The sequence below is a fragment of the Pseudomonas sp. B707 genome (genome assembly GCF_022496685.1).
Lineage (GTDB): Bacteria > Pseudomonadota > Gammaproteobacteria > Pseudomonadales > Pseudomonadaceae > Aquipseudomonas > Aquipseudomonas paraglycinae.
The window spans coordinates 460,995-485,618 of record NZ_WTVE01000033.1 but is presented as its reverse complement, the minus strand read 5'-3'; the positions used below and the strand labels follow the sequence as shown (position 1 = coordinate 485,618).

Below are 24,624 nucleotides of genomic sequence, written 5' to 3'. Positions count from 1 at the left end.
AAACAAAACGGCCCGCCATCAGGCGGGCCGTTGCACAGCAGGTCGGGCTGAAATCAGTCCTGGCGGCTGGTGACTTCCAGCAGGTGGTAGCCGAACTGGGTCTTCACCGGGCCTTGCACGACGTTGATCGGTGCGCTGAATACCACGGTGTCGAATTCCTTGACCATCTGGCCAGGACCGAACGAACCCAGGTCGCCGCCCTGACGGCTGGACGGGCAAGTGGAGTTGGCCTTGGCCACTTCGGCGAAATCAGCGCCACCTTCGATCTGGGCCTTGAGTTCGTTGCACTTGGCTTCGCTGGAAACCAGGATGTGGCGGGCAGTGGCTTTAGCCATGGGGAAACTCTCCAATCAAATCAGTAAAGGGGGGAGCCTACCGGATTCAGTGGCCGATTTCTCGCCAAAGTTCCATTCGCTCGTCTGATACCGGCCCCTAGAGATTAGCTGCTTGCAGGCGCAGGGCGTGTTCGATGTAGAGCTCGACGGGATCGTTTTCTGTGGTGCGCTGGCCGATGCCCCGACGCAGGCTGCGCAAATGGTCGAGCGGATAATCGGAGCGGATCACGGTGCCGAGGTGAGAGCTGAAACGGCCGACAAAACCGTCGTTCTGTGCGGGTTCTGTAATGAAATATTCCGACAGGGCCAGGCAGATGCCTTGCACCGGGTCGAGGGACTGCACGGTCAATTCCGGCACAACGCCACTCCACGAATAATAGCGAACGCCATCGACCCGCTCGGCACCCTGGCCACCCCAGGTTTCGGGAAGGCCCTGCGGGTATTTGTCATTGAATTTGCCAACGCCCTCTGTCGTCAGCGCGTTGAGTGCAGCCAGCGCATTGCGAGGCAGTTTTTCTTGCCCGCTGACCAATGACAGAAAGTCGGCAAACAGCGTGGCAACGTTCTGGGCAACGGCCTCCGGCAGTCGTCCGGGGATCAACGCCTTGCGCAGGAAGTCTGCCAGCTCCGAGCCGTGGTTGGGGCCGCTGACCGAAGTCACGGACGCGACCTTGTGTGGGGCAAGCGCTGCAGCATATCGAGCAGACAGTGCACCCTGGCTGTGCCCGACCAGGTTGACTTTGGTGGCACCTGTGCCTCTTAGCACACATTCGATTTGCGATAACAGTTGCTCGCCTCGCATTTCGTTGTCATGGACGGCCGACAAGTGCGGCACGAATACCTGTACTCCGGCAGCCTTGAGTGCCTGTTTGACGTCATGGAACAGTTCGAAAGGGCCGATGCGCTCGAATCCGAACAGACCATGCACCAGCAGAACGGGATAAAGAGTCGTTGCATTTCGTTGCATTTTTCGTCCTTGATCGCAGAGATTCATCGAAGTTGTCTGCGTGCCACTCTAAAACAGTCGCTGCGCTTGCGATGCCTGAAGAATCCTCCTAATGCGTTGGAATCTGGATCAGTGTGTGTATGAAATTTCACTTTTGAATGAGGTCCCGTTCTGAATATTTGGAGGGTTCTCGCCTTATCCAGCGTGTTTTTCCTTTTTTTTGCCTACTCGCTTCAGTGCAGTTAACCCTGTCCCGCCGGGTGTGGGGCTGACATCGGGTGATCGATGAAGCGCGTTAAATAGAGGCTCTTTCACGCTGCTCTTCGGCGGCGTGTCACTTCCAGGGAATGGAGCAGCTAATGAACATGACGGATGCACAGGCAACAGCTTCGCGGGAGCGAGCCAATGGGATGGATGCTGAAAGAGTCGGGGCGTTCGAGCATTGTCATGCACGCGAGCAGTCTTTATCACTGCCCGTACCCTCAATCGATTCGTTGGAAGGTGCTGTCCTTGATCCCTCACTGAGTCGGGTTGTCGTGCGGATTGCTCCCTATCCGGGTATGGCATGCGGGGACCGGATCGTGTTGAGCTGGCGTGGCCACGATATCGAAGGTCTGCCTTATCACCATGAAATACCGCGATTTATCAGCGAAGCCCAACTGGGAAGGGCGATCGTTCTGGTCGTCCGGGGCGCACACGTGGCAGCGCTGGACGGAGGTTCGCTGGAGATGTTCTGGACATTGACCAGTGCCGCGCGGCCGGAACCAGTGATTTCCTTGCGCAGGCAACTGGATGTCGGAGACGTTCGGTGCAGCCTGCTGCCGGCCACTCTCGAGGATGCCGTTGGGGGCAGCCTCGACCCCGCACGTGTGATCGATGGGACATCGGTCACGCTTCAGCCTTATGCGGGTATGAGTGCTGGCGACCGGGTGCGGTTGATCTGGGAGGGGCCCGTGCAGGGAGCATCACTTCGAGACACGCTGATCGTCGAGTCCTTTGCTGTCGGTCGGCCTCTGGTGCTGGGGATCGCGCCCGAATTCATCACGCCGCATCTCGGCGGGGAGGTGGTGGTCCGATACTGTGTCGAACAGCAGAGCGGCGCGATTCGAGAATCAGGTGAGACTCGAATCAGCATCGCTCCTCTTGAAAGAGGTGTATTGGCGGCGCCCCAGGTACTCGAAGCCGATGACGGAGTGCTCAACGTGGAGGATGCAATCGACGGCGTGAGTGTGCTGATCAGCGATGCGCGGGTGGAAGAGGGTGAGCTGGTTTATCTCAAATGCGACGGTGAGTCATTTTTCCACCGCGATGATCGCGAAATAATCAACGGAATGGCGATGCAGCCGTTGGTTTTTATCGTGCCGTATCGATTCTGGCGCGAACATGTGGACACCCTTGTGCAAGTGTCCTATTCGGTCGAGAGGCTTGATGATGTGAGTCAAATGTCCGGTGTGAAACTGCTGCGAGTAAAGGGTTGATGTGTCGACATTGAGCAGCGGCTGGCCCTCCGGGTGAATGACACACCGGAGGGCGGCTTGGCTGTCAGGCCTGTTGTCGAAGGCGTTGCGCGGCATCCAGCAACAAGCGTTCTGTTGCATCGAACCCGAGACAGCCATCGGTCACCGAAACGCCATAACGAAGCGACTCGCTCAGGGGCTGGCATCCCTCGAACAGGTGCGACTCGAGCATCATGCCGATCAACGAGCGGTTACCTTGCAGTCGCTGCTCCAGCACATCGTTGAACACGCCCGGCTGGCGGAGCGGGTCCTTGCCACTGTTGGCATGGCTGCAATCGACCATGATCCGGCTCGGAATTTTCAGGCGGTTCAACTCGGTATTGATGACGGCAACGCTTTCGCGGTCGTAGTTCGGCCCTTGGTGACCTCCACGCAGCACCAGGTGGGTGTCCGGGTTGCCCGGGGTCTGGATGATTGCCGGGTGGCCCTGGCTGTCTACGCCGAAATGGCGATGGGCATGGGCTGCCGAACGCATTGCGTCAACGGCGACGGTCACACCGCCATCGGTGCCGTTCTTGAAGCCGACCGGCATGCTCAGTCCGCTTGCCATTTCCCGGTGGATCTGTGACTCGGTTGTGCGGGCACCAATGGCGACCCAGCTCAGCAAGTCATCGAAGTACCCGGCAGCCATGGGCTGCAGCAGTTCGGTGGCAATCGGGAGCCCGAGGCGGATCATTTCCAGCATCAGTTCGCGCGACAGCGTGAGGCCGGCAGCCATGTCGTCGCTGCCATTCAGATGAGGGTCGTAGGCAAGGCCTTTCCAGCCGACGGTGGTGCGAGGTTTTTCGACGTAGGCACGCATCACGAGCAGCATGTCATCACGGACTTCTTCGGCCAGGCGCGAAAGTTTGCTGGCGTATTCAAGCGCGGACTCGGGGTCGTGAATCGAGCAGGGGCCGACGACTACCAGCAAACGCGGGTCATGGCCATCGAGAATTGCGCGGACCGCCTGGCGGTGGGCGACGACTTGCTGGTTCAGCGCATTGCTCAGGGGCAATTGCTGTTTGAGTTGCAGCGAACTCGGCAGACGCAGGGTCAATGCTTCGTTGGCAGGGTTAAGGGTGGACAGTGGCAGAGCAGAAACGGACGAGTTCATATTCGGTCTTCCTGGGCGGACGGCGGGTGCTTCCCGCTCACTCGGCCCTACTGGGGTGTTCGACAATTGGCCGGATTGGCTACGTGTGTTGGCTTGCCACCTATGGGTGACCGATCGGAGGCGGCAGGCTGTCCCGAGCGGAGGCTGGTAAATCGCCAGGCGGTAAAACTGTCGTAACGGTAATAAGTGGCGTAGTTCATTGGTTGAATCCTCAAAGTGTCTGGTGTGTTGCTGAAAAAATTAGGGCCTGAAAAAACAAAACCCCCGGTCGGGAGGCCGACCGGGGGTTGAGAAATCTCTGGTAGGCGACCCGTTCAAATGGGCGCCGGTTGGGTATCAGGCGCGCCAGTGGCTAAACCAATACCCAAAATAAAAGCTTGCAGGAGCAGCGCAGACGCCATTCGCCCGGGCAGCCGCAACCGAACGCGAGGCGCTGGCAGTACGAAGCTGTGAAAGGGCGTTGAACATGAACTGTCTCCAAAGAATGCGCCGAGCTTACTAGAGGCTGCTGCGCGTCAGCAATCAGAAAATGCTATTGAACGCGTAAGAGGGCCTCTATGGGTTGAGCGCCTGCAAAGGTGTGACACACTCTGCTTTCTGAACTTGCGCTCAAGGAAGGTGCATGAACTTGACTAAGATCGAGGCAGGAATGAGTTTTGAGTTGCGCCAGGCAACGTCCGCCGACCTGTCGTTTGTACGAGAGCTGACTTGCCGAAACATGCTCCGCTACTACATTCACTATGACTTGCTGTGGCAGGACGAGGCGTTTGATGTCGCTTGGGCTGGCCGCGAAAGCTGGTTGATCCTTCGTGATGGCGAATTGACGGGGTATTTCAGTCTGAGTCGAGATGCGCGGGCTGTGTACATCCGAGAATTGCAGATCGTCGAAAGCGCTCAAGGCCAGGGCGCGGGATCCTGGGCGATCGATCAGGTTGTTGCGATGGCTCGGCGTGAGAGCCGCCCGGCCTTGCGCCTGACAGTTTTCAAAAATAATCCGGCGCAAAACCTGTATCGAAGAAAAGGAATGATTGTGCAGGGCGAGGACGAGTGTTTCCTGCGAATGCAGCTCGATTTCAGTACACCTGTGCTCTGAAACCCACGGCTGGCAAGCTCTCGATGAAAAGTTGAAACTTTTTATATGTTGCTTGCCGCTAGGTCTGCCCGGCACTTTTTGCTAAGGTGTCCGGCATCCCAATAAGACCATATCGCGAGGTGTCTGCTTGATTAGGGTGCTAGTGGTCGACGACCATGATCTCGTTCGTACAGGCATTACACGGATGCTGGCCGATATCGATGGCCTGCAGGTGGTAGGCCAGGCCGAGTCCGGGGAAGAATCCCTCATCAAGGCTCGTGAGTTGAAGCCCGACGTGGTGCTGATGGACGTCAAGATGCCAGGCATCGGCGGTCTCGAAGCCACGCGCAAACTGTTGCGAAGTCATCCCGACATCAAAGTGGTCGCGGTCACTGTGTGCGAGGAAGATCCGTTTCCCACACGGTTGTTGCAGGCCGGTGCGGCGGGGTATCTGACCAAGGGCGCCGGATTGCCGGAAATGGTTCAGGCCATTCGCCTGGTATTTGCCGGCCAGCGCTACATCAGCCCGCAAATTGCCCAGCAACTGGCAATCAAATCCTTTCAGCCGACCAACGATTCACCGTTCGATGCGTTGTCTGAACGGGAAATCCAGATTGCGCTGATGATTGTCGGCTGTCAGAAGGTTCAGATCATTTCCGACAAATTGTGCCTTTCGCCGAAAACCGTTAACACCTACCGCTACCGCATTTTCGAGAAGCTCTCGATCAGCAGCGATGTCGAACTGACGCTGTTGGCGGTTCGACACGGCATGGTTGATGCCAGCCTCTGACCATGACTGAAGCATTCGATTCGGGCGCCTTTCTTTCGACCGTCAGTGGGCGCCCCGGCGTGTACCGCATGTTCGACAGCGATGCGCGTCTGCTGTACGTCGGCAAGGCGAAGAACCTCAAGAAACGTCTGGCCAGTTACTTTCGCAAGACAGGCCTGGCGCCGAAAACCGCGGCACTGGTCGGGCGTATCGCCCAGGTCGAAACCACCATCACGTCCAACGAGACAGAGGCGTTGCTGCTCGAGCAAACCCTGATCAAGGAGTGGCGGCCGCCGTACAACATCCTGCTGCGCGACGATAAATCCTATCCCTATGTCTTTTTGTCTGACGGGCAATTCCCGCGCCTGAGCATTCATCGCGGGGCTAAAAAGGCCAAGGGCAAGTATTTCGGTCCCTATCCGAGTGCCGGGGCGATTCGCGAAAGTCTCAGTCTTCTGCAGAAAACGTTCTTCGTGCGTCAGTGCGAGGACAGCTACTACAAGAACCGGACCCGGCCGTGCCTGCAATATCAGATCAAGCGTTGCAAGGCGCCCTGCGTCGGATTGGTCGAGCCTGAGGTTTACGCCGAGGACGTGCGTCACTCGGTGATGTTCCTCGAAGGGCGCAGTCATGCGTTGACCAATGAGCTGTCGACGGCGATGGAAGAGGCAGCAATCAACCTCGAATTCGAACGCGCCGCCGAACTGCGCGACCAGATTGCCTTGCTGCGTCGGGTGCAGGATCAACAGAGCATGGAGGGCGGTACCGGCGACATCGATGTGATCGCTGCGTTCGTCAATCCGGGCGGTGCCTGTGTCCACCTGATCAGCGTGCGGGGAGGGCGGGTGCTTGGCAGCAAGAACTTCTTCCCACAAGTCGGGATTGAAGAAGAAGTGGCCGAGGTCATGGCCGCTTTCCTCGGGCAATACTTCATCAGCAGCCCTGAACGCGATTTGCCGAGCGAACTGATCGTCAACGTCGTGCACGAAGACTTCCCTGCGCTGATCGAGGCCATTCAGGCGCTGCGCGGACGTGAGCTGACTATCAGCCATCGGGTACGCGGCACACGGGCGCGCTGGCAGCAACTGGCTGTGACCAATGCCGAACAGGCGCTGGGCGCCCGGCTGGCCAACCGTCAGCACGTTGCCGCGCGTTTCGAGGCATTGGCAGAAGTGTTGAACCTCGATGAGCCGCCGCAACGGCTGGAGTGCTATGACATCAGCCACTCCAGCGGTGAAGCCACGGTGGCTTCCTGCGTAGTGTTCGGCCCGGAAGGGGCGATCAAGTCGGATTACCGTCGGTACAACATCGAAGGCGTGACCGCCGGCGACGATTACGCCGCCATGCATCAGGCCCTGACCCGACGCTTCAGCAAGTTGAAGGAAGGCGAGGGCAAATTGCCGGACATCCTGTTGGTGGACGGCGGCAAGGGGCAGCTGTCGATGGCGCGTGATGTGCTCAACGAGCTGGCTGTCCCGGATCTGATCTTGCTGGGGGTCGCCAAGGGTGCCACGCGCAAGGCGGGATTCGAGACTTTGTATCTGAATGATGCGGCGCACGAGTTCACCTTGCGGGGTGATTCGCCGGCGCTGCATCTGATCCAGCAGATTCGTGACGAAGCCCATCGCTTTGCAATCACTGGCCACCGCGCACGCCGCGGCAAGACCCGCCGCACGTCAACGCTCGAAGGCGTAGCAGGCGTCGGGCCAACCCGGCGTCGGGACTTGTTGAAACATTTTGGTGGATTGCAGGAGCTGTCTCGTGCAAGCATCGAAGAGATCGCCAAAGCACCGGGGATCAGCAAAAAGCTAGCAGAGTCGATTTATGCAAACCTGCATAGTGAGTAGAATGCCCATTCACCTCGTAGCCAGTTGTGCCGATGAATATCCCTAATCTGATTACCGTTCTCCGCGTCCTGCTCATCCCGATCTTCATTCTGTTGTTCTATCTGCCTTACCAATGGAGCTATCTGGCCTCAAGTTCGGTTTTCGCCTTTGCGGCGGCAACGGACTGGCTGGACGGCTATCTCGCGCGACGCCTGGAGCAGAGCACGCCGTTTGGTGCGTTTCTGGATCCTGTCGCAGACAAACTGATGGTTGCCGTTGCCCTGGTGCTACTGGTGCAAGAACACGGCAATCTTTGGCTCACACTTCCGGCGGCTGTCATCATCGGTCGCGAGATCGTAGTTTCGGCATTGCGTGAGTGGATGGCCGAGCTTGGTGCGCGGGCCCATGTGGCCGTGTCGAATCTGGGCAAGTGGAAAACTGCTGCACAGATGCTCGCGCTGGTGATCCTGCTGGCCAATCCAAAAGATTTCAGCTTTTGGGTTCTGGTCGGTTATGCGTTGCTGATGGTCTCTGCAGGCCTGACCCTGTGGTCGATGGTTCAATACCTCCGCGCTGCCTGGCCACATCTGAAGACCGATGTTGAAAAGAAATAAAACTTTTTTGAATCAAAGGGTTGACGGGGCATCTGGAATCTATAGAATGCGCCACACCAAGCGGGAATAGCTCAGTTGGTAGAGCACGACCTTGCCAAGGTCGGGGTCGCGAGTTCGAGTCTCGTTTCCCGCTCCAAGTTTGTACAACGTTTGTTGTTGCGCTACTGACAGCAAATGTTTTGAGGCCGAGTAGCAAAATGGTTATGCAGCGGATTGCAAATCCGCCTACGCCGGTTCGATTCCGACCTCGGCCTCCACTATAAACAAGCTCCGTAGATCCATGATTTACGGAGCTTTTTTATTTGCGTTGCACTGAAAGATTTAGTCTTTGAAACCGCAACTGCAAACTTGCTTCACCGGGAAGTGATGTATATATTTCCCCCTCTGCCGCCGACATGCAGTTCCTGTCAGGACTGTGAATCGTCATCAGAACCAAGCAACACCGCGCTACCGCCCGAATGGCGAAACTGGTAGACGCATGGGACTTAAAATCCCCCGCTCGTAAGGGCGTGCCGGTTCGATTCCGGCTTCGGGCACCATGAATATCAAGGGCTTGCGTGAGTTTACTCATGCAGGCCCTTATCATTTGCGCTCCGCAATTTCGGAGCCTGCTCCGCAACTCACTTGGTCGGGGTGACTTTCTTGCCGATCCTTTCCGGGTGTCATTCTCCGTCGACACTTCTGTGGTGTGCCCGAGCTGCTCCTTGTTTTCCATAGCGCACAAGTATCGCGAAACGCGCACGGCTTTCTTTAACTCGGCCTAGCGTCGGGGTTTGTATTAAAGATTTCAGCTTTGCAGACGACATAGTGGTGTTAAGAACAATACGCCGGAGGAAAAAATGGGATTTTTCGACAAGGTCAAGGAGCTGGCTCTCAAAGCTAAATGCGGAGTCGGCATTCACGCCGGAGACTATGTCAAGGCTGTTAGTGGCCCGGCGTGTTTGCTGGAAAAAACATGCCCTGACTGTTTTGAGCATTTGACCAAACACAAGCATGAGTTTGGTGAGTTTACCTACAAGAACCATCATACCTGTACGATGATTCGCAACTGCGTACATTGCGAACACGAAGATTCAAAGGTGAAGCATGAAGATTTCGTCGAGATGGGCACAGATGATTTTTGCAAGGTGAAGGAAAAATGCATCAGATGCGGCTTCACTCAGGTGAAGAAGGAGGACCACTACATGACTGAGGTCTCCCGTAACGATACGCATAAAACGCTTTCGTGCATCCGGTGTAACAAGACCGAGACAAGGCAGTTAGAACGATACTGAGTTTGAAAACATCCAAAACCCGGCCACCGAGCCGGGCTTTTTATGCGCATGATTCTTGTCTGAACGCTGTTTTGAAAAGCCACCACCTTTTTCCCTTTCCTATCCCAGGTGTACTTTTCGGTCATTGCGAGCGAAGTGAGCTAGTGTTTCTTTCTGGCTCAACCGAACACAGGACAATGATGATGAAGCGACTGCTATTGAGCGTTTTGCTGATGTCTTCAGGCTTTGCTCAAGCCGGCATCCCGCTGTTGAACGCAACATGCCCGGGCAATATCGAGGTCCATGCTGACAAGGGCGGCCCGATCTATATCAACGGTAAAGAAGGGAAACTGAAGAAATTCAACGATAACGCCTTCGAAGCCAAAGGCAGTGGCGTGACCATCTCGCTGACAATCATGCCCGACGGCTCACCTGATGTTTCTTACACGGGCAAGAACAAAGCCAATGGGGTTTGTCAGGTGAAGGAAACAAAGTAATTCGGGTTGTTCCATTAATAAGCAATGATCAGCGGGGCGTTGAGCAAACAAAAAAATGGGCCGATTTAATCGGCCCATTTTTTTTGCTCAGACAAAAGTTTGCCCAGTAAACCCTCTAGGCAAGCGCTGAAGTCCGGCCATCGCGGTCAACCGCTCGATCCACTCCGAACGCCAGTCGGACGCGGAGTGTGCAGCCCTGGAATGGCGAGCCGCGCGCCGCGCCGCATTGCGCTGGTCTTTGCGCGCATCCTTGTATGCGTCGGTATTGCGGCAGCTGCGGCACTTCACACGATTGAGTTCGCTGCTGGAGGAGAGGTTGTTGCCCTTGTGCCCGCAGGCCAGGTGCCCGTCGACTTTGAAATGAATGACCATAAGACGTCTCCTTGGTGACGTGTAAAGGTATTGACCTCTAACGACCAAGGACGTTCTTTATTCGCGCACCGTGAATCGATGGCTTACCTGAAGCGTGGCAACGGCCGGTCGATCGGTTTGAGCGATGACAGGGTGCTGCGAATCAGCGGGGTATCCTTTTCGATATCGTTCAGCCGGTCGCGGATGCGCAGGGCGGTGGGGTGCCCGCCTTGATGGTCGACCCAGTCGGCGATCTCTTTGCAGGCCGCGGCCAGGCGTGCTTCGCGGGCATCGAGCAAGGTGAGGAGAGTGGTGATGGACTCTCTTTCGGACATGGAACACCTCCGTTCATTAATCCGCTCGGTGGCAGCAAAAAGCCCGCGAAGGGCGAGCTTTCTGCCGTTGGGGCGCTGCTCCTTCAGCTGGTTTGAGTATAGACCCGTAAATGACAGCTATCAGCCCGACGACTCGGGGGCGGTCACTCGCGAGCTGGCGGCGTTGAGCCGATGACATTCCTTGCGGGCGTCTTCTTCCCGATCGTAGCCATCGCCGATGAAACCGCCGGTTCGCGTGTCGCAGATGCGATACCAGCCCAGGGCTTCTGCGGGCTCATGGAGAGTCTCTCCGGCGCGCCGGCCGTGGATGACGATCTTGTTGCAGCGCTTCACGACGAATATGTCTTCCATGGCGTCACCGCGGCTGATTCGTACCAGATCAACTATAGAAGCCCTGAGCAATCGTGCAAAAAATAGCCAAGTCAGTTCGTCGGGTGCAGTTGCCAGCCTAATGGGTGCCAGCGCAGATGGTGAGTCGGATTCAACGCCTCGAGGAAGTCCTGATCGTGGGAAACGGCGACAATGGCACCCGGAAATGACTGCAACGCCCGTTCGAACGCTTCCACCGACGGCAGATCCAGATGGTTGGTCGGCTCATCCAGCAGCAACAGCTGCGCAGGATCCGTTCGCCACAAGGCCAGCGCCAGTGCGGCTTTCAGGCGCTCGCCACCGCTCAACGAAACGCAGGGAGCCGTGGCGCGGCTTGCATCCAGCTGCAAGTGTGCGAGATAGCTGCGCAGGGTGCCCTCGGTCAGTGCAGTTCCTTGCATCATCAGCTGTTCGGTGATGGAACGCTGATCGTCCAGTTGCGCCAGTTGCTGATCCAGGAATGCGAATGGCACGTGAGTCGTGGCGGTTCCATCGACGGGTGTCAGTTCCCCGGCGAGCGCTTTCAACAGGGTTGATTTGCCACAGCCGTTGGGACCGCTGACAGCGATGCGCATCGGGCCGTGGATCGTAAGGCTCAGTGCGCCGTTTGACAGCCAGGGCAGCCGAGCGTCAACCAGCGAGCAGATCTGGCGGTTGTTCGGCACCGCGCTCCCGGGCAGGTTGATCAGCACGCTGTCCTCGGGTTGCACCTTGGCGTAAGCCTCGCGCACCTGGGCATCGAGCTCTGACTTGCGGGCCTGATGACCCTGACGTACATGCCCCATGATCTCTCGCGCGGCGCCCTTGATCGCCACGTATTCGAAACTGGCAATGTTGGCGGTTTCGGCGTTGCGCCGCGAGTTGGCGGCGTGGCGCTGTATCGTGTCGTGTTCGCGCCGTAGCCGAATCCGCTCTCGCTGGCGTTCGCTTCTGGCGTGGTCGAGGCGTGCCTGCGCCGCGGCTTGATGGATCCGCTGATGCTCGCGGAATGCCGAGTAATTGCCACCGAATTCGATAGCCCCCGACGCGCTCAACTCGACAATCCGCAGCATCCGGTCGAGCAGCTGCCGATCATGGCTGACGACGATCAAACCAGTGTGCCAGCGTTCCAGTAAGTTCATCAGCCATTGTCGTCCTGGTGCATCCAGATGGTTGGTCGGCTCATCGAGAACCAGCAGCGGAGCCTGACTCAAAAACGCGCCAATCAGTGCGATGCGCGCTTGCTGGCCACCACTGAGGTTTCCGGTCTCGTCGGTGAAGGCGACTTCGGCCAGGCCGGCGTCATCGAGCAGGCGGCGCAGACGGTCCGCCAGATCCCATTGTTCGCCAATGAGATCGAAATCCTCGACTGATCCGCAGCCCCGGTTCATTCGGTCCAGAGCCTGAAGAATCGCGGCGCTGCCGGTGGACTCGGCGACCGTCTCGCCGGGTGCAGCGACAAAGCTCTGCGCCACGTAGGTTGTCGCCACGGTGCGCGTCACGCTGCCGCTGGTGGGTTGCCATTCTCCGGCGATCAGGCGCGCCAGTACGCTTTTGCCAACGCCATTGCGCCCGACGATGGCGGTCGGGGTGTGATCGAATTTCAGATTGAGTGCAGTGAAAATCGTCTCGCCATTGGCGAACTGAAAACCCAGTTGATTCAGGGAGACGAGAGCAGGCGTACGCGAGACGTGAGTCATCGGCACCTCCAGAAAATGTCGTGAACACTGACACGCGCCATGAATGGCGTGTCGCGATTACATTTTTGAAGGCTTAGTTGTTCACTTCTGCGGTCGTCCCGGGGAGGTAGGAGGGCGTAGCCTAGTCGAGACGGCCGAAGGCTTCAAGGCGTGCCTGCCTGCTCGACCATCCGCTCAAGGAATAGCGCCAATGCGACTTCTTCCTTGCGCAGGCCTTTGCGGATGCGCGGCTTCGGCAGCTCGGCCAAGGCGCCGAGCATGAAATGCTCGACCACCGCCGGGTGGATGTAGCACTTTCTACAGACCGCCGGCGTGTTGCCCAGTTGGCGGGCGACGCCCTTCACCATCTCGACCACATGCCGCTTGGCCTCGGTCTCGGATTCCCATTGCAGCTCCCGCAGAACCGCCAAAGCGAGGGCGCTGCCGGCCCAGGTTCGGTAGTCCTTGGCGGTGAAATCCGCGCCGGTCAGGGTTTGCAGGTAGGTGTTGACGTCAGAAGAGCTGACGGTATGCCGCTCGCCATTTTCATCCAGATACTGAAACAGGTTCTGCCCCGGAATTTCCAGGCAGCGCTTGATGATCCGCGCCAGTCGCCGGTCCTTCACCGTGATCTGATGTTCGATGCCGCTCTTGCCGCGAAACTGGAACAGGATCGCGCTGCCGTTGACCTCGACATGCCGGCTGCGCAGGGTTGTCAGGCCGTAGGAGCGATTGTCCCGCGCGTATTGCGTGTTGCCGACGCGGATCAGCGTGGCGTCGAGCAGCGTGATGACCGTCGCCATGACTTTGTCGCGGCTGAAGCCCGGCGAGGCCAGCAGCGCCTCCAGCTGTTTGCGCAGTTTGGGCAGCGCCAGACCGAACTCACGCAGACGCGAATACTTGTCCGCGTCGCGCACTTCGCGCCAGCGAGCGTGATAGCGATATTGCTTGCGCCCACGTGCGTCCCGGCCGGTGGCTTGCAGATGGCCGCGCGGGTCGGCGCAGATCCACACGTCGACGTAGGCCGGCGGAACAGCCAGTGCGTTGATGCGTTTGATCTCGTCAGGATCTGTGATGCGCTGGCCTGCGGGGTCGAAATAGGCGAATTTTCCGCGCAGTTTTTTTCGGGTGATACCGGGCTGTGTGTCATCGACGTAATGCAGATCCGAAGGCAACACTTCGGTGAGCGCAGTATCGGGCATGGCGGACTTCCTTCGCGTCAAATCAGGCTGTTAAAGCCATTGACCGCACGCCATGACGGTCGTGCCCGCGGATTTACGCCAACACCGCGACGGCCTTGATCTGGGCCCACAATGACTGGCCCGGATGCACGCCAAGCTGATCCCGCGAGTAGCGAGTGATGCGCGCCAGCAACGGTGTCCCGCCGGCATCGAGGCGAATGAGCACGTGCGCGGCGTTGTCGGCCGGTTGTTCGCTGACGACCGTGACCGGCAGGCGATTGAGGATGCTGCTGAACTCACTGTTTTGCAGGGTCAGGCTGATGTCTCGCGCGTGAACCTTACATCGCAGTCTCTGGCCCGTCGTCATCGGCGCGTGGGTCACGCGAATGTTCAGTGACGAGTCCGGCAATCGCAGGGTAAGCAATTGATAGTCGGTATCGTAGCCGCTGACCTGGCCTTCGATGATCACCCCGGCGTCATTGTCCATGGCCAGGGGCAGGTCGAGTCGCGCCAGGGTTTCGCCAATCGGACCGCTGGCCAGCGCTTTGCCGTCGCTGAGCAACACCAAGTGATCGGCGAGCCTGGCCACTTCGTCCTGAGCATGACTGACATACAGCACCGGGATTTCCAGTTCGTCGTGCAGGCGTTGCAGGTAGGGCAGGATTTCGCTTTTGCGCTGACTGTCGAGGGCCGCCAAAGGCTCGTCCATCAGCAGCAGTCTGGGGCTCGTCAACAGCGCGCGGGCGATGCCGACACGCTGGCGCTCACCGCCGGACAAGTGCTGCGGATGACGATCGAGCAAGTGGCCGATCCCTAGCAGTTCTGTGGCTTGGGTCATGTCGACCCGGCGCTGTGCCTTGGCAATGCGCTTGAGGCCGAATTGCAGATTGGCCAGTACCGACAGATGCGGAAACAGGCTGGCTTCCTGAAAGACATAGCCGAGCGCGCGTTTGTGCGGCGGCACGAAAATGCCTTTCTCGCTGTCCTGCCAGACCTCGTCATTGATGCGGATAAAGGCCTGTGGCGCGCGTTCGAGCCCGGCGATGCAGCGCAGGCATGTGGTCTTGCCCGAGCCGGACTGACCGAACAGCGCCGTCACACCGCGACCGGGCATCTGCAGATCGACATCGAGGCTGAAGCCCGACCAAGCCAGTTTCAGACGTGCATCAATCATCGATCAGCTCCAGCCCGCGCGGGTCTTGCGGCTGGAATACAGCGCCAGCAACACCAGAAACGAAAATACCAGCATCGCCCCGGCCAGCCAGTGCGCCTGCGCGTACTCCATGGCTTCGACGTGGTCGTAGATTTGTACGGAAACCACCCGGGTCTTGTCAGGAATATTCCCGCCGATCATCAGCACCACGCCGAATTCGCCGACGGTATGGGCGAAGCCGAGGATCGCTGCAGTGATGAAACCGGGACGCGCCAGGGGCAGAATCACGCTGAAAAAGGTGTCCCAAGGATTGGCGCGCAAGGTCGCGGCCACTTCCAGTGGGCGAGTGCCGATCGCGGAGAAAGCGTTTTGCAACGGCTGCACCACGAACGGCATGGAATAGAGCACCGAGCCGATCACAAGGCCGGTGAAGCTGAACGTCAAGGTACCAAGCCCCAGCCACTGGGTGAAATGGCCAATGAAGCCATTGGGGCCGAGGGCCAGCAGCAGATAGAAACCGATGACCGTCGGTGGCAGCACCAACGGCAGCGCGACGATCGCGCCGATGGGGCCGCGCAGCCAGGAACGGCTGCGCGACAACCACAGGGCGATCGGCGTGCCGACGACCAGCAGGATCGCGGTGGTCAGGGACGCCAGTTTCAGGGTCAGCCAGATCGCCGCGAAATCGGCACTCGTGAGCGACATTTACAGGTGGTAACCGTAGGACTTGATGACCGCAGCGGCTTTCGGGCTTTTGAGGTAATCAACCAGCGCCTTGGCAGCGGCGTTGTCTTTGCCTTTGTTGAGGATCACTGCGTCTTGCTTGATCGGGTCGTGCATGCTCGCCGGAACGATCCACGCCGAACCGCTGCTGACCTTGCCGTCCTTGTAGATCTGCGACAGGGCGACGAAGCCCAGTTCAGCGTTGCCGGTGGACACGAACTGGTAGGCCTGAGTGATGTTCTGGCCTTCGACGATTTTGGCTTTGGTAGCTTCAGTCAGTTTCAGTTTTTCCAGCACCTGAGTGGCAGCCAGACCGTAAGGGGCGGCTTTCGGGTTGGCGATGGACAGGTGTTGGTACTCGTTTTTCTTCAGGACGTCGCCTTTGGCATCGACGTAACCTTCCTTGGCCGACCACAGCGCCAGGGTGCCGATGGCGTAGGTGAAGCGCGAACCCTTGACGGTATCGCCTTCTTTTTCGAGTTTTTCAGGGGTGGTGTCGTCCGCCGAGAGGAACACTTCGAACGGCGCACCGTTTTTGATCTGGGTGTAGAACTGGCCGGTGGCGCCGTACGCAGCGACCAGTTTGTGCCCGGTGTCTTTTTCGAAATCGGCGGCAATCGCCTGGATCGGCGCGGTGAAGTTGGCCGCGACAGCGACTTGCACTTCGTCGGCCTGCGCGGCGCCGATGGCGAATACCGCGAGCAGGGCAGGGGCAAAACGTGAGGCACGATTGATCATGTAACGGCTCCGTGGATGGCAAGTGCAGTGGGCAGTTGTTATTGGAAGGTAGACTGCGCCGATGCGAGGGGGTGAAACGCTATATAGAGAAATATATAGCGAAATGCCGCCAAACAGGAAGCACTGCTTTTAAACCGGGTGAGAGCGCCACGCTCCTCACCCGTTTGGGTTCATCATCGCGTCAGTTTCGCCAGTGCGCCTTCCGCCAGTTGCCGGGTCAGTTCGGCGGTGCCGAGGTCCTTACCAAGTGTGAAGGCCTGGCCGGCCCAAAGGTTACTGAATTCGGCTTCACCCTTCGTGCGCAACGGCATCAAGGCACCGCCGGCCAGCGGAAAGGCGGGGGCCTTGTCCGACATCGGGCCCAGCTCGCGCATCACCCGATTGAGAATCCCCCGCGCCGGGCGCCCGGTAAACAGATTGGTCACCGCTGTTTCGCTTTCCTTGGCGGTGCGCAAAGCTTTGTGGTGAGAGGCACTGACTTTCGCTTCCGGGGTAAACAGATACGCCGTGCCGACCTGAACCGCCGAAGCTCCGAGCAGGAACGCTGCCGCCACGCCGCGCGCATCGGCAATCGCACCGGCAGCGATTACCGGCACACTCACCGCGTCGACCACTTGCGGCACCAGCGCAAACGTACCGACCTGACTGCTCAGGTCAGCGCTGAGGAACATCCCGCGATGGCCACCGGCCTCGTAACCCATGGCGATGATCGCGTCGCAACCGTTCTGCTCCAGCCAGATCGCTTCGTCGACGGTGGTTGCCGACGAGATGATTTTCGCACCGGTGGCCTTGACCCGATCCAGCAGGGATTTTTCCGGCAGGCCGAAGTGGAAGCTCACCACTTCAGGGCGAAACTCTTCCAGCACTTCGCAGGCGGCCGCATCGAAGGGCGCACGGTTGGACACCGGCGTCGGTGCATCGAAATCGACCCCCAGTTCGCGATAGTAAGGTTCCAGCAGGTTTTTCCAGTCACGGGCCTTTTGCTCATCGGCGGCCGGCGGTTGATGGCAGAAGAAGTTGACGTTGAACGGCTTGTTCGTGCCCTGGCGAATGGTCTTCAGCTCTTCGCGCAGTTGCTCGATGGTCAGCATCGCGGCCGGCATCGAACCCAGGCCACCGGCGTTGCACGCTGCGATGACCATGGATGAGTTGGTGGCACCGGCCATGGGGCCCTGGATGATCGGCAGTTCGATGCCGAACAGGTCAAGAATGCGGGTATCAGGCCATTGGCTCATGGAATAGCTTCTCCGACGACGAAACAGGGCAGGGACGGTAGCAGCCGGTTTTTTAACGCAAAGCCACCCCCCATGACCAGCACAGATTTGTAGCTTGAACAGCCGGCGCTGGCTCGGCGTTCGGGCCCGATTGGCTAAAGGTCGAGTAGGGTAAAATGTTTCAGTGTGCTATTCCAATGCCTCGACATCCTTAACTTCACCGATAAGAGGCAGTCATGTTCAAAGGCATTCTGATCGATAAAGACGACAGCGGTTATCGCGCCAACCTGCAGGAAATCAGCGACGAGCAGTTGCCGGAGGGCGATGTGACAGTGGATGTCGCTTACAGCACGCTGAACTTCAAGGACGGCCTGGCGATCACCGGCAGCAGCCCGGTGGTGCGCAAGTTTCCGATGGTGCCGGGGATCGATCTGGCGGGCACCGTCGAAGTCAGCTCACACCCGGACTACAAGGTTGGCGACGCGGTGCTGCTCAATGGCTGGGGCGTCGGCGAAAGCCACTGGGGTGGCCTGGCGCAGAAGGCGCGACTGAACGGTGACTGGCTGATTCCGCTGCCCAAGGCATTCACCGCTGCGCAAGCCATGGCCATCGGCACGGCGGGTTATACGGCGATGCTGTGCATCATGGCGCTGGAACGCAACGGCGTGACACCACAACAGGGCGAAGTGCTGGTGACCGGCGCCAACGGTGGCGTCGGTAGTTTTGCCATCGCATTGTTGAGCAAGCTGGGCTACCGCGTGGTCGCTTCGACCGGTCGGGTGTCGGAACACGAATACCTGAAACAACTGGGCGCGGGCGAAATCATTGATCGCGCCACCCTGTCCGAACCCGGCAAGCCGCTGGCCAAGGAGCGCTGGGCGGGCGTTATCGATTCGGTCGGCAGCCACACGCTCGCCAATGCCTGTGCCAGTACCCGGGCCGAAGGCACCGTGGCTGCGTGCGGTCTGGCTCAGGGCATGGATTTCCCCGCATCCGTGGCGCCGTTCATTTTGCGTGGCGTGACGCTGGCCGGGATCAACAGCGTGACCCAACCCAAGGCGCGCCGCATCGAGGCTTGGGATCGCTTGGCGAAGGATCTGGATTTTACCCTGTTGCCGCTGATCAGCCATGAAATCGGCCTTGGCGAAGCTATCGACGCGGCACCGAAGTTGCTGGCAGGGCAACTCCGGGGGCGGGTTGTCGTTGATGTGAATCGCTGATTACTGTCGGGGTTTGCCTTCACGCTCGAGCAATTCGCGCTTGCGCTCCACGCCCCAGCGGTAGCCCGACAGATTGCCGTCGCTGCGCACCACGCGGTGGCACGGAATGGCCACCGCGAGGCTGTTGGCGCCGCAAGCTTGGGCCACTGCGCGCACGGCTTTTGGTGAACCGATTCGCAGGGCGATGTCCGCGTAGCTGGCGGTGCTGCCGACCGGTATTTCGCACAGCGCCTGCCACACCCGTTCCTGAAATGCTGTGCCGCGCACATCCAGCGGCAAATCCAGTCCGATGGCAGGCGCCTCGATGAAGCCGACGACGCGCGCGATCAGTTGCTCGAACTCGGCATCGGCGCCGATCAGATTTGCCCGGCGAAACTGGTCCTGCAGGTCGCACACCAATTGGTGCGGATCGTCGCCCAGCAGAATCGCGCAGATCCCGCGCTCGCTCTGTGCCACCAGAATGGCGCCGAGCGAGCACTGGCCGACAGCGAAGCGGATGTCGTTGTTCTGGCCGGCAGCCCGGAAGTCGCCGGGTTTCATGCCCAGCACCTGATCGGCCGCCTCGTAGAAACGGCTGTTGGAATTGAAGCCGGCGTCATACAGCGCTTCGGTCACCGAGCCGCCGTCGGCCAGACGCTGACGAACCCGGCGCGAGCGATGCGCGGCGGCATAGCCCTTTGGCGTCAGGCCGGTTGCGGCCTTGAAGACACGATGAAAGTGAAAGGCGCTCAGACCGGCGGTTTCGGCAAGATCGTTGAGCGCCGGCAGGCTGTCCGAAGCCTCGATCTGGCGACAGGCTGCCGCGACAGTGGCGGTATGCTGCGCGGCGACTTCGGTCTGATCCTTGCTCGCCCGTTTGCTGGGGCGATAGCCCGCGGCTTCGGCGTCCTCGGCGGTATCGAAGAACTCGACGTTCTGCGGTTTCGGCAAGCGCGCCAGGCTGCTGGGGCGGCAATAGATGCCGGTGGTTTTCACGGCATAGACAAACTGGCCGTCCGCCCGAGGGTCGCGTGCGACGACAGCGGCCCAGCGTGGATCGTCTTCAGTGTTCAGCGAGGTGGAAAGCGTTTTCATGATGGAGAGTCCGTTGACCTGTTGAATTTCAGGTTAACCAGTGGCACCGGCCGGAACACTCCGACCCTTGCGGTCAAACTTTGCAGGATTATCCGGCGGTGCGAAACGTCAGGTTGAAACGCTGTTCGCCCAGGCGCGGGTGCCGGCCGGGTTTGATCGGCAGGATGCCGTGATAGCGCAGCCGGTCTACGCCGCCCCAGATCAGCATGTCGCCGTGCAGCAGCGAGATTTTCTGGCTCCTGTCGCCGCGTGCGAAACCGCCGAACAGGAATGTCGCGGGCAAGCCCAATGACAGAGAAACGATCGGCGCTTCGTAGGCGTTTTCGTCTTTGTCCTGATGCAACGACATCTTCGCGCCTGGGACATAACGATTGATCAGGCAGGAATCCGGCATGAAGTCGGCAAATCCGGCGCGTTTCGCTGCGGCCTGGGCCAGCTCGCGAAACACTTCGGGCATGGCTGGCCAGGGTTGGTGGCTCACGGGATCTTCGGATGAATAGCGGTAGCCGCTCCGATCGGTGATCCAGCCCAGTAAGCCGCAACTGCTGGTGGCCACCGACATGCTGAAGCCCCCGGGCGTCATCATGTGGCGCAACGGGGCGCAGGCGATGATCGATTCCAGGGCCGGCAACAATTGCTCGATTTGCGGCAGGGCAAACCCGCGCAGCACCCAGGACTGCTCGCCGATCTGTTCGGCGCGCCGGGGTTGCTCGGATTCTGTGTCGGCGAACAGATCGAAGGTGGTTTGCATGATCGTCAGGTCGCGTCGTGGAAGATGATGCCCAGAGTATGCCGTGTTCCGCTGTGCAGTCGGCTGACACCGTGGCGCATGGTCACCCGATAGTCGCCGCGCACGCCTTTGACCGGGCGCTGGTTGACGGCAAAGATCAGCGCATCGCCTTTTCTCAGGTCCATTACCAGCGGCCGGGACTGCATTCTCGGACGCTGTTCGGTCATGACGAACTCACCGCCGGTGAAGTCTTCGCCAGGTTCTGACAGAAGAATCGCCACTTGCAGCGGAAAGACATGTTCGCCGTACAGGTCCTGATGCAGACAGTTGTAGTCCTGCGGGCCGTATTGCAGCAAGAGCGGGGTGGGTCGCAGTTGACCGGCGGCGTGGCAGCGCTCGAGAAACTCGCGGTGTTGCTCTGGAAAGCGCGCTGGCAGGCCCATTCGTTCATGCCAGCGGTTGGCCAGTGGCACGAGTCGCGGGTAAAGCGCGCTGCGTAGGCGTTCCACAGCGGGCGGAAGCGGATAGCGCAGGTATTTGTATTCCCCGCGCCCGAAACCGTGGCGAGCCATGATGACCTGGGACCGAAACGGTTCGCTGTGCGGGTAAAGCGCACTCAACCGATCACAGGTGTCCGGGCGCAGCAGCGTGCGGATGACAGCACAACCGTCCTGATCCAGTTGCTGCTCCAGGGCGATCCAGTCGAGCGCATCGAGCGGGGAGGCGGGTGAGGGTGACATGCTGATTCCTTGGCGTACATTCAGGTATCAGTCTGGGTCGTCCACCCGGCCGCAACACTCCGCCGCTTGCGGTCGAATTTCGTCCGGGTCTTACAGGGCCTTGCTGACGCGGATCTCGCTGATCACATCGTCGCTCTGGCCGTGCAGAGCATCCAGTGCAGCTTTGGCTTCTTCCGGCGTGCCATTTTCCAGCTGGGCGAACTCGAAACGGCGCTCACCGTTGAGTTTGTACTTGATCACGTATTTGGTCGTTTGGGCCACGTTGATGCTTACCTGTCTGCGTTGGCGGAACCGCTCAGCTGAGTTTGGAGCTCGAGCGGCGAATGATCTTGATCGAGTGCGTCAAGGTCGGTTTGCGAGTCACGCTGATCGCGCGGCGGTTGACGGTGTCGATGGTGATGTTCCAGAAACCGGTGCTCGGCGCGGTGATACGGGCCGGGAACGTGTCGAAAGCGCCGCCGTGATAGGTGTGACGGCCGCCATTTTTGAAGCTGCGGAAGTTGGCGTCGTTCATCAAGCGGATGTTGCAGGTTTGCGAGCATTGGATGACGACGATGTCGTCTTCGTTGAGGTGCTCGCGCTGGTGAATGAATTTCATGGGCGCCTCCAGAAGGGCTTTTTCTACAAAATCAAAACGATAGCATTGTCGATTGGCGCAGTTTATCAGCCCGGACGGGTTATTATCCGGCCGTCGGGCGCCGCTTTGACAATTAAAAACAGATATTCACGATTTGATGTGGGTTAAATGCAGTGAGCCTCGGAGAAAAACGGCATTCGTGCTGTCGGAGGGTCTTTATTGGAGGTTTTGTATGAAATGGGGTGTGGTGATTCTGCCGTTGGCATTGGCAATGGGTGGTTGCGCAAGCGTTTCGGAAATCAATGAAACGCTGCCAACCATGAACGTCATTTCCGGCAAGAAACCCCATGAATATGCTGAGTGCCTGGCCGAAAAGCTGTCCGACAGCCGGGGTGCCTTGCAGGTCGAGCGACACAAGGATGAGGTTCGGGTCATCGTTCCAGGCAAGCTGGGATCGGGTCCGGCCGCGGTGTTTGACATCGAGGATCGCTCCGGCGGCAGCAGCATCAAGCTGCATGAGCGAATGTCCAATGTGCCGCTGCGCCCCTGGGATGTGCGCAAAGCCGCCACGGCCTGTATTTCCGGCTGATAGACTGTCAGCAGTCAGCATTGATGCCGTCACAGCGTTGCTGTGGCGGCATTGTCATTTCTGGAGAGGTGAATGAAGAGAGAGCAGGTGCGGGAGCGACACAAGGAAGGGCTCATTGCGGCGACCCATGTGATCCAGAACCCGGCGAATCCGGGGGAGTGGATTGTGTTTTTCAAGAAGAGCGCCGGCCGCAGTTACTTCCTGGTCGACGATAACGACGAAGTCGAGTCCTTCAACCGGCTCGACGACCTGATCGAGGTCGTGCGCGGGCTGGGGATCAAGTTCGCCGAAATTCATATGTAAGGCTATTTACACACGACCACCACGCTGCGGTTTTTGTAGTTGCCGACGTCGACGCCCAGTGTCTTGTCGTCTTCCTTGGGCGCCGGTGTGCCGTCGGTCCCGACGATGCGGTAGCCGGTTCCGGCGCAGGACGCGTCAGCCTTTTCATAGCAGGTGGCCCAGGAATTGGCTTCACCGGAACAGTCGATGCTCAACCCTTGTTCGCCGTTGTTCAGGTAGGTGGTCTGCGAGGTAGCGCAACCGGCCAGAGCCACGAGCGCAATCAAGGGCAGGAAGTTGATGCAGGGGCGGTTGATCATGGCGATGTCGTCTTCGAGAGGGAGAGGGCTAGACGCTATGACAGCGCCGACATGAAAAGGTTATAGCGATTGGCCAGTTCTTTGTGCGAAGCCCAAAAAAAAAGCCCTGCGCGAAGGCAGGGCCGTGATTTGCAGTCGTCGATCAGTCTTGATCCTTGCCGCGACGCTTCGGTGAAGGAGGCGTGTAATCAAGCACCGCGGCCACTTCAATCGCCATCGCTTCAGTGGGCAACGGACCGGACACATCTTCGCCGTTGGCGGCGGTGATATGCCACTGGCCATCTTTCGCCTTGGCGACGGTGTACCCATTGATGATTTTTGCTGCGGACATCTAGCGGCCTCGTTGGCTGGTTCAAAGGCGTCATGATAACGGTAAATCGGCGAACGGGCGCAGGTCGATGCGGTGTTCCGGCATCTTTGGGCTACGCTGAATGCGCAGCCTCCGTGTGCGGATTGAACTATCTGCCAGATTATTTCTCTATGTTGACATCGGTTAGCCAGTGCGGGGCATTGTAAGGTGCACGCCGCCTGATTAGACTGCGCCGAAACTCGTACACACAGCCCTTTCAAGGACTTATATGATCAAGAAATGCTTGTTCCCAGCAGCCGGTTACGGTACTCGCTTCCTCCCAGCGACGAAGGCCATGCCCAAAGAAATGCTGCCGGTGGTAAACAAGCCACTGATCCAGTACGGCGTCGAAGAAGCTCTGGACGCTGGTCTGACTGAAATCTCCATCGTGACCGGCCGTGGCAAGCGCGCCCTGGAAGACCACTTCGACATCAGCTACGAGCTGGAAAACCAGATCAAGGGCACCGACAAGGAAAAATACCTGGTCGGTATCCGCAAGTTGTTGGACGAGTGCTCGTTTTCCTACACTCGTCAGACCGAAATGAAAGGCCTGGGTCACGCGATCCTGACCGGTCGCCCATTGATCGGTGACGAACCGTTCGCTGTGGTGCTGGCGGACGACCTTTGCGTCAACCTCGAAGGCGACGGCGTATTGACCCAGATGGTCAAGCTGTACAAGCAGTTCCGCTGCTCGATCATTGCCATCCAGGAAGTCGATCCGCAGGAAACCAGCAAGTACGGCGTGATCGCTGGCGAAATGATCCGTGACGACATCTATCGCGTACACAGCATGGTCGAGAAGCCAAAGCCGGAAGACGCGCCGTCGAACCTGGCGATCATCGGCCGCTACATCCTGACCCCGGACATCTTCGACCTGATCGAACAGACCGAGCCAGGCAAGGGCGGTGAAATCCAGATCACCGACGCCCTGATGAAACAAGCCCAGAACGGCTGCGTAATGGCCTACAAGTTCAAGGGCAAGCGTTTCGACTGCGGTGGTGCTGAAGGCTACATCGAAGCAACCAACTTCTGCTTCGAGAACTTCTACAAGACTGGCAAGGCTTACTGATAAAGCCTGATCTGCCTGTACGAAAAA

At 58.9% G+C, this 24,624-nt stretch carries 30 protein-coding genes and 3 tRNA genes; 14 read left to right on the top strand and 19 right to left on the bottom strand.

The window, feature by feature from the left end; all coding sequences use genetic code 11:
* Positions 1 to 53: 53 nt before the first annotated feature.
* Together GQX66_RS24475 and GQX66_RS24470 are read right to left on the bottom strand one after the other, a co-directional pair.
* The gene (locus tag GQX66_RS24475) at positions 54 to 335 is read right to left on the bottom strand and encodes a peptidylprolyl isomerase (RefSeq protein ID WP_007952068.1); all 282 of its coding nucleotides are present in this window, start codon (positions 333 to 335) and stop codon (positions 54 to 56) included.
* Between the two features lie 97 nt (positions 336 to 432).
* Positions 433 to 1,302 (bottom strand): triacylglycerol lipase, encoded by an 870-nt coding sequence (locus tag GQX66_RS24470; protein WP_085745518.1) that lies wholly within the window; start codon positions 1,300 to 1,302, stop codon positions 433 to 435.
* A gap of 338 nt (positions 1,303 to 1,640) precedes the next feature.
* Here GQX66_RS24470 and GQX66_RS24465 point away from each other — a divergent pair, with 338 nt between their 5' ends.
* On the top strand, positions 1,641 to 2,759 hold the full coding sequence (locus GQX66_RS24465; RefSeq protein ID WP_240871892.1) for a hypothetical protein: 1,119 nt from the start codon (positions 1,641 to 1,643) through the stop codon (positions 2,757 to 2,759).
* Between the two features lie 64 nt (positions 2,760 to 2,823).
* On the opposite strand, the gene GQX66_RS24460 is transcribed toward GQX66_RS24465, so the two are convergent.
* Positions 2,824 to 3,894: a 3-deoxy-7-phosphoheptulonate synthase gene (locus GQX66_RS24460; RefSeq protein WP_240871891.1), complete on the bottom strand. Its 1,071-nt coding sequence runs from the start codon at positions 3,892 to 3,894 to the stop codon at positions 2,824 to 2,826.
* A gap of 649 nt (positions 3,895 to 4,543) precedes the next feature.
* On the opposite strand from GQX66_RS24460, the gene GQX66_RS24455 reads away from it, so the two are divergent.
* From GQX66_RS24455 to GQX66_RS24415, 9 genes are all read left to right on the top strand, one after another.
* On the top strand, positions 4,544 to 4,987 hold the full coding sequence (locus tag GQX66_RS24455; protein WP_102686091.1) for a GNAT family N-acetyltransferase: 444 nt from the start codon (positions 4,544 to 4,546) through the stop codon (positions 4,985 to 4,987).
* 127 nt (positions 4,988 to 5,114) lie between these two features.
* Positions 5,115 to 5,756 carry a UvrY/SirA/GacA family response regulator transcription factor gene (uvrY, locus tag GQX66_RS24450; RefSeq protein WP_032829778.1) on the top strand — a complete coding sequence of 214 codons (642 nt, stop codon included), beginning with the start codon at positions 5,115 to 5,117 and terminating at the stop codon, positions 5,754 to 5,756.
* 2 nt (positions 5,757 to 5,758) lie between these two features.
* Positions 5,759 to 7,582 (top strand): excinuclease ABC subunit UvrC, encoded by a 1,824-nt coding sequence (uvrC, locus tag GQX66_RS24445; protein ID WP_085745521.1) that lies wholly within the window; start codon positions 5,759 to 5,761, stop codon positions 7,580 to 7,582.
* Positions 7,583 to 7,614: 32 nt separating this feature from the next.
* Positions 7,615 to 8,175: a CDP-diacylglycerol--glycerol-3-phosphate 3-phosphatidyltransferase gene (gene pgsA, locus GQX66_RS24440; RefSeq protein WP_085745522.1), complete on the top strand. Its 561-nt coding sequence runs from the start codon at positions 7,615 to 7,617 to the stop codon at positions 8,173 to 8,175.
* 60 nt (positions 8,176 to 8,235) lie between these two features.
* Positions 8,236 to 8,311: transfer RNA gene (locus tag GQX66_RS24435), tRNA-Gly, on the top strand.
* A gap of 47 nt (positions 8,312 to 8,358) precedes the next feature.
* Positions 8,359 to 8,432: transfer RNA gene (locus tag GQX66_RS24430), tRNA-Cys, on the top strand.
* A 195-nt stretch (positions 8,433 to 8,627) separates the two neighbouring features.
* Positions 8,628 to 8,714 (top strand) — tRNA-Leu (locus GQX66_RS24425).
* A gap of 300 nt (positions 8,715 to 9,014) precedes the next feature.
* Positions 9,015 to 9,449, top strand: coding sequence for a hypothetical protein (locus GQX66_RS24420; RefSeq protein WP_085745523.1), 435 nt, complete (start codon positions 9,015 to 9,017; stop codon positions 9,447 to 9,449).
* Positions 9,450 to 9,631: 182 nt separating this feature from the next.
* Positions 9,632 to 9,925 carry a hypothetical protein gene (locus GQX66_RS24415; RefSeq protein ID WP_085745524.1) on the top strand — a complete coding sequence of 98 codons (294 nt, stop codon included), beginning with the start codon at positions 9,632 to 9,634 and terminating at the stop codon, positions 9,923 to 9,925.
* Positions 9,926 to 10,012: 87 nt separating this feature from the next.
* Here the strand turns inward: GQX66_RS24415 and GQX66_RS24410 are convergent, their stop codons facing one another.
* From GQX66_RS24410 to GQX66_RS24370, 9 genes are all read right to left on the bottom strand, one after another.
* Entirely contained in the window at positions 10,013 to 10,297 is a 285-nt protein-coding gene (locus tag GQX66_RS24410) for a hypothetical protein (RefSeq protein WP_085745525.1), read from the bottom strand.
* An 83-nt stretch (positions 10,298 to 10,380) separates the two neighbouring features.
* Positions 10,381 to 10,611 carry a hypothetical protein gene (locus tag GQX66_RS24405; protein WP_007958902.1) on the bottom strand — a complete coding sequence of 77 codons (231 nt, stop codon included), beginning with the start codon at positions 10,609 to 10,611 and terminating at the stop codon, positions 10,381 to 10,383.
* Positions 10,612 to 10,731: 120 nt separating this feature from the next.
* Positions 10,732 to 10,962: a hypothetical protein gene (locus GQX66_RS24400; protein WP_007958903.1), complete on the bottom strand. Its 231-nt coding sequence runs from the start codon at positions 10,960 to 10,962 to the stop codon at positions 10,732 to 10,734.
* 71 nt (positions 10,963 to 11,033) lie between these two features.
* Positions 11,034 to 12,659 carry an ATP-binding cassette domain-containing protein gene (locus GQX66_RS24395; protein ID WP_240871890.1) on the bottom strand — a complete coding sequence of 542 codons (1,626 nt, stop codon included), beginning with the start codon at positions 12,657 to 12,659 and terminating at the stop codon, positions 11,034 to 11,036.
* Between the two features lie 143 nt (positions 12,660 to 12,802).
* Positions 12,803 to 13,840: a DNA topoisomerase IB gene (locus GQX66_RS24390; RefSeq protein ID WP_085745527.1), complete on the bottom strand. Its 1,038-nt coding sequence runs from the start codon at positions 13,838 to 13,840 to the stop codon at positions 12,803 to 12,805.
* A 73-nt stretch (positions 13,841 to 13,913) separates the two neighbouring features.
* Complete coding sequence (gene modC / locus GQX66_RS24385; protein ID WP_240871889.1) at positions 13,914 to 14,993, bottom strand: molybdenum ABC transporter ATP-binding protein; 1,080 nt, start codon at positions 14,991 to 14,993, stop codon at positions 13,914 to 13,916.
* A gap of 3 nt (positions 14,994 to 14,996) precedes the next feature.
* Positions 14,997 to 15,677, bottom strand: a complete 681-nt coding sequence (modB, locus tag GQX66_RS24380) for a molybdate ABC transporter permease subunit (RefSeq protein WP_007958914.1) — start codon at positions 15,675 to 15,677, stop codon at positions 14,997 to 14,999.
* Positions 15,678 to 16,433, bottom strand: coding sequence for a molybdate ABC transporter substrate-binding protein (modA, locus tag GQX66_RS24375; protein WP_129973264.1), 756 nt, complete (start codon positions 16,431 to 16,433; stop codon positions 15,678 to 15,680).
* Between the two features lie 173 nt (positions 16,434 to 16,606).
* Positions 16,607 to 17,668 (bottom strand): nitronate monooxygenase, encoded by a 1,062-nt coding sequence (locus GQX66_RS24370; protein ID WP_134020255.1) that lies wholly within the window; start codon positions 17,666 to 17,668, stop codon positions 16,607 to 16,609.
* Between the two features lie 215 nt (positions 17,669 to 17,883).
* On the opposite strand from GQX66_RS24370, the gene GQX66_RS24365 reads away from it, so the two are divergent.
* Positions 17,884 to 18,867, top strand: a complete 984-nt coding sequence (locus GQX66_RS24365; RefSeq protein WP_240871888.1) for an MDR family oxidoreductase — start codon at positions 17,884 to 17,886, stop codon at positions 18,865 to 18,867.
* Here the strand turns inward: GQX66_RS24365 and ada are convergent, their stop codons facing one another.
* The 5 genes from ada to GQX66_RS24340 form a co-directional block, all read right to left on the bottom strand.
* Positions 18,868 to 19,941: a bifunctional DNA-binding transcriptional regulator/O6-methylguanine-DNA methyltransferase Ada gene (gene ada, locus GQX66_RS24360; protein WP_134020249.1), complete on the bottom strand. Its 1,074-nt coding sequence runs from the start codon at positions 19,939 to 19,941 to the stop codon at positions 18,868 to 18,870. It lies immediately after the preceding gene.
* A gap of 88 nt (positions 19,942 to 20,029) precedes the next feature.
* A complete protein-coding gene (gene alkB / locus GQX66_RS24355) occupies positions 20,030 to 20,695 on the bottom strand; it encodes a DNA oxidative demethylase AlkB (protein WP_240871913.1) in 666 nt (221 codons plus the stop codon).
* 2 nt (positions 20,696 to 20,697) lie between these two features.
* The gene (locus tag GQX66_RS24350) at positions 20,698 to 21,411 is read right to left on the bottom strand and encodes a 2OG-Fe(II) oxygenase (protein WP_102688030.1); all 714 of its coding nucleotides are present in this window, start codon (positions 21,409 to 21,411) and stop codon (positions 20,698 to 20,700) included.
* Positions 21,412 to 21,501: 90 nt separating this feature from the next.
* Entirely contained in the window at positions 21,502 to 21,672 is a 171-nt protein-coding gene (locus GQX66_RS24345; RefSeq protein WP_240871887.1) for a hypothetical protein, read from the bottom strand.
* Positions 21,673 to 21,706: 34 nt separating this feature from the next.
* Positions 21,707 to 22,009 (bottom strand): DUF1883 domain-containing protein, encoded by a 303-nt coding sequence (locus GQX66_RS24340; protein WP_007958929.1) that lies wholly within the window; start codon positions 22,007 to 22,009, stop codon positions 21,707 to 21,709.
* A 211-nt stretch (positions 22,010 to 22,220) separates the two neighbouring features.
* On the opposite strand from GQX66_RS24340, the gene GQX66_RS24335 reads away from it, so the two are divergent.
* Positions 22,221 to 22,577 (top strand): hypothetical protein, encoded by a 357-nt coding sequence (locus tag GQX66_RS24335; protein WP_085745535.1) that lies wholly within the window; start codon positions 22,221 to 22,223, stop codon positions 22,575 to 22,577.
* A 72-nt stretch (positions 22,578 to 22,649) separates the two neighbouring features.
* Entirely contained in the window at positions 22,650 to 22,880 is a 231-nt protein-coding gene (locus GQX66_RS24330) for a hypothetical protein (RefSeq protein WP_011334337.1), read from the top strand.
* A gap of 2 nt (positions 22,881 to 22,882) precedes the next feature.
* On the opposite strand, the gene GQX66_RS24325 is transcribed toward GQX66_RS24330, so the two are convergent.
* Entirely contained in the window at positions 22,883 to 23,179 is a 297-nt protein-coding gene (locus GQX66_RS24325; protein WP_085745536.1) for a hypothetical protein, read from the bottom strand.
* A gap of 142 nt (positions 23,180 to 23,321) precedes the next feature.
* Positions 23,322 to 23,510 carry a hypothetical protein gene (locus GQX66_RS24320; RefSeq protein WP_085745537.1) on the bottom strand — a complete coding sequence of 63 codons (189 nt, stop codon included), beginning with the start codon at positions 23,508 to 23,510 and terminating at the stop codon, positions 23,322 to 23,324.
* A 247-nt stretch (positions 23,511 to 23,757) separates the two neighbouring features.
* On the opposite strand from GQX66_RS24320, the gene galU reads away from it, so the two are divergent.
* Complete coding sequence (gene galU / locus GQX66_RS24315; protein ID WP_007912230.1) at positions 23,758 to 24,597, top strand: UTP--glucose-1-phosphate uridylyltransferase GalU; 840 nt, start codon at positions 23,758 to 23,760, stop codon at positions 24,595 to 24,597.
* Positions 24,598 to 24,624: the final 27 nt, after the last annotated feature.

Coding starts and splice junctions, on each gene's coding strand:
- GQX66_RS24475 (WP_007952068.1), bottom strand. CDS start 335: ATGGCTAAAGCCACTGCCCGCCACATCCTGGTTTCCAGCGAAGCCAAG.
- GQX66_RS24470 (WP_085745518.1), bottom strand. CDS start 1,302: ATGCAACGAAATGCAACGACTCTTTATCCCGTTCTGCTGGTGCATGGT.
- GQX66_RS24465 (WP_240871892.1), top strand. CDS start 1,641: ATGAACATGACGGATGCACAGGCAACAGCTTCGCGGGAGCGAGCCAAT.
- GQX66_RS24460 (WP_240871891.1), bottom strand. CDS start 3,894: ATGAACTCGTCCGTTTCTGCTCTGCCACTGTCCACCCTTAACCCTGCC.
- GQX66_RS24455 (WP_102686091.1), top strand. CDS start 4,544: ATGAGTTTTGAGTTGCGCCAGGCAACGTCCGCCGACCTGTCGTTTGTA.
- uvrC (WP_085745521.1), top strand. CDS start 5,759: ATGACTGAAGCATTCGATTCGGGCGCCTTTCTTTCGACCGTCAGTGGG.
- pgsA (WP_085745522.1), top strand. CDS start 7,615: ATGAATATCCCTAATCTGATTACCGTTCTCCGCGTCCTGCTCATCCCG.
- GQX66_RS24420 (WP_085745523.1), top strand. CDS start 9,015: ATGGGATTTTTCGACAAGGTCAAGGAGCTGGCTCTCAAAGCTAAATGC.
- GQX66_RS24415 (WP_085745524.1), top strand. CDS start 9,632: ATGAAGCGACTGCTATTGAGCGTTTTGCTGATGTCTTCAGGCTTTGCT.
- GQX66_RS24410 (WP_085745525.1), bottom strand. CDS start 10,297: ATGGTCATTCATTTCAAAGTCGACGGGCACCTGGCCTGCGGGCACAAG.
- GQX66_RS24405 (WP_007958902.1), bottom strand. CDS start 10,611: ATGTCCGAAAGAGAGTCCATCACCACTCTCCTCACCTTGCTCGATGCC.
- GQX66_RS24400 (WP_007958903.1), bottom strand. CDS start 10,962: ATGGAAGACATATTCGTCGTGAAGCGCTGCAACAAGATCGTCATCCAC.
- GQX66_RS24395 (WP_240871890.1), bottom strand. CDS start 12,659: ATGACTCACGTCTCGCGTACGCCTGCTCTCGTCTCCCTGAATCAACTG.
- GQX66_RS24390 (WP_085745527.1), bottom strand. CDS start 13,840: ATGCCCGATACTGCGCTCACCGAAGTGTTGCCTTCGGATCTGCATTAC.
- modC (WP_240871889.1), bottom strand. CDS start 14,993: ATGATTGATGCACGTCTGAAACTGGCTTGGTCGGGCTTCAGCCTCGAT.
- modB (WP_007958914.1), bottom strand. CDS start 15,677: ATGTCGCTCACGAGTGCCGATTTCGCGGCGATCTGGCTGACCCTGAAA.
- modA (WP_129973264.1), bottom strand. CDS start 16,433: ATGATCAATCGTGCCTCACGTTTTGCCCCTGCCCTGCTCGCGGTATTC.
- GQX66_RS24370 (WP_134020255.1), bottom strand. CDS start 17,668: ATGAGCCAATGGCCTGATACCCGCATTCTTGACCTGTTCGGCATCGAA.
- GQX66_RS24365 (WP_240871888.1), top strand. CDS start 17,884: ATGTTCAAAGGCATTCTGATCGATAAAGACGACAGCGGTTATCGCGCC.
- ada (WP_134020249.1), bottom strand. CDS start 19,941: ATGAAAACGCTTTCCACCTCGCTGAACACTGAAGACGATCCACGCTGG.
- GQX66_RS24350 (WP_102688030.1), bottom strand. CDS start 21,411: ATGTCACCCTCACCCGCCTCCCCGCTCGATGCGCTCGACTGGATCGCC.
- GQX66_RS24340 (WP_007958929.1), bottom strand. CDS start 22,009: ATGAAATTCATTCACCAGCGCGAGCACCTCAACGAAGACGACATCGTC.
- GQX66_RS24335 (WP_085745535.1), top strand. CDS start 22,221: ATGAAATGGGGTGTGGTGATTCTGCCGTTGGCATTGGCAATGGGTGGT.
- GQX66_RS24330 (WP_011334337.1), top strand. CDS start 22,650: ATGAAGAGAGAGCAGGTGCGGGAGCGACACAAGGAAGGGCTCATTGCG.
- GQX66_RS24325 (WP_085745536.1), bottom strand. CDS start 23,179: ATGATCAACCGCCCCTGCATCAACTTCCTGCCCTTGATTGCGCTCGTG.
- GQX66_RS24320 (WP_085745537.1), bottom strand. CDS start 23,510: ATGTCCGCAGCAAAAATCATCAATGGGTACACCGTCGCCAAGGCGAAA.
- galU (WP_007912230.1), top strand. CDS start 23,758: ATGATCAAGAAATGCTTGTTCCCAGCAGCCGGTTACGGTACTCGCTTC.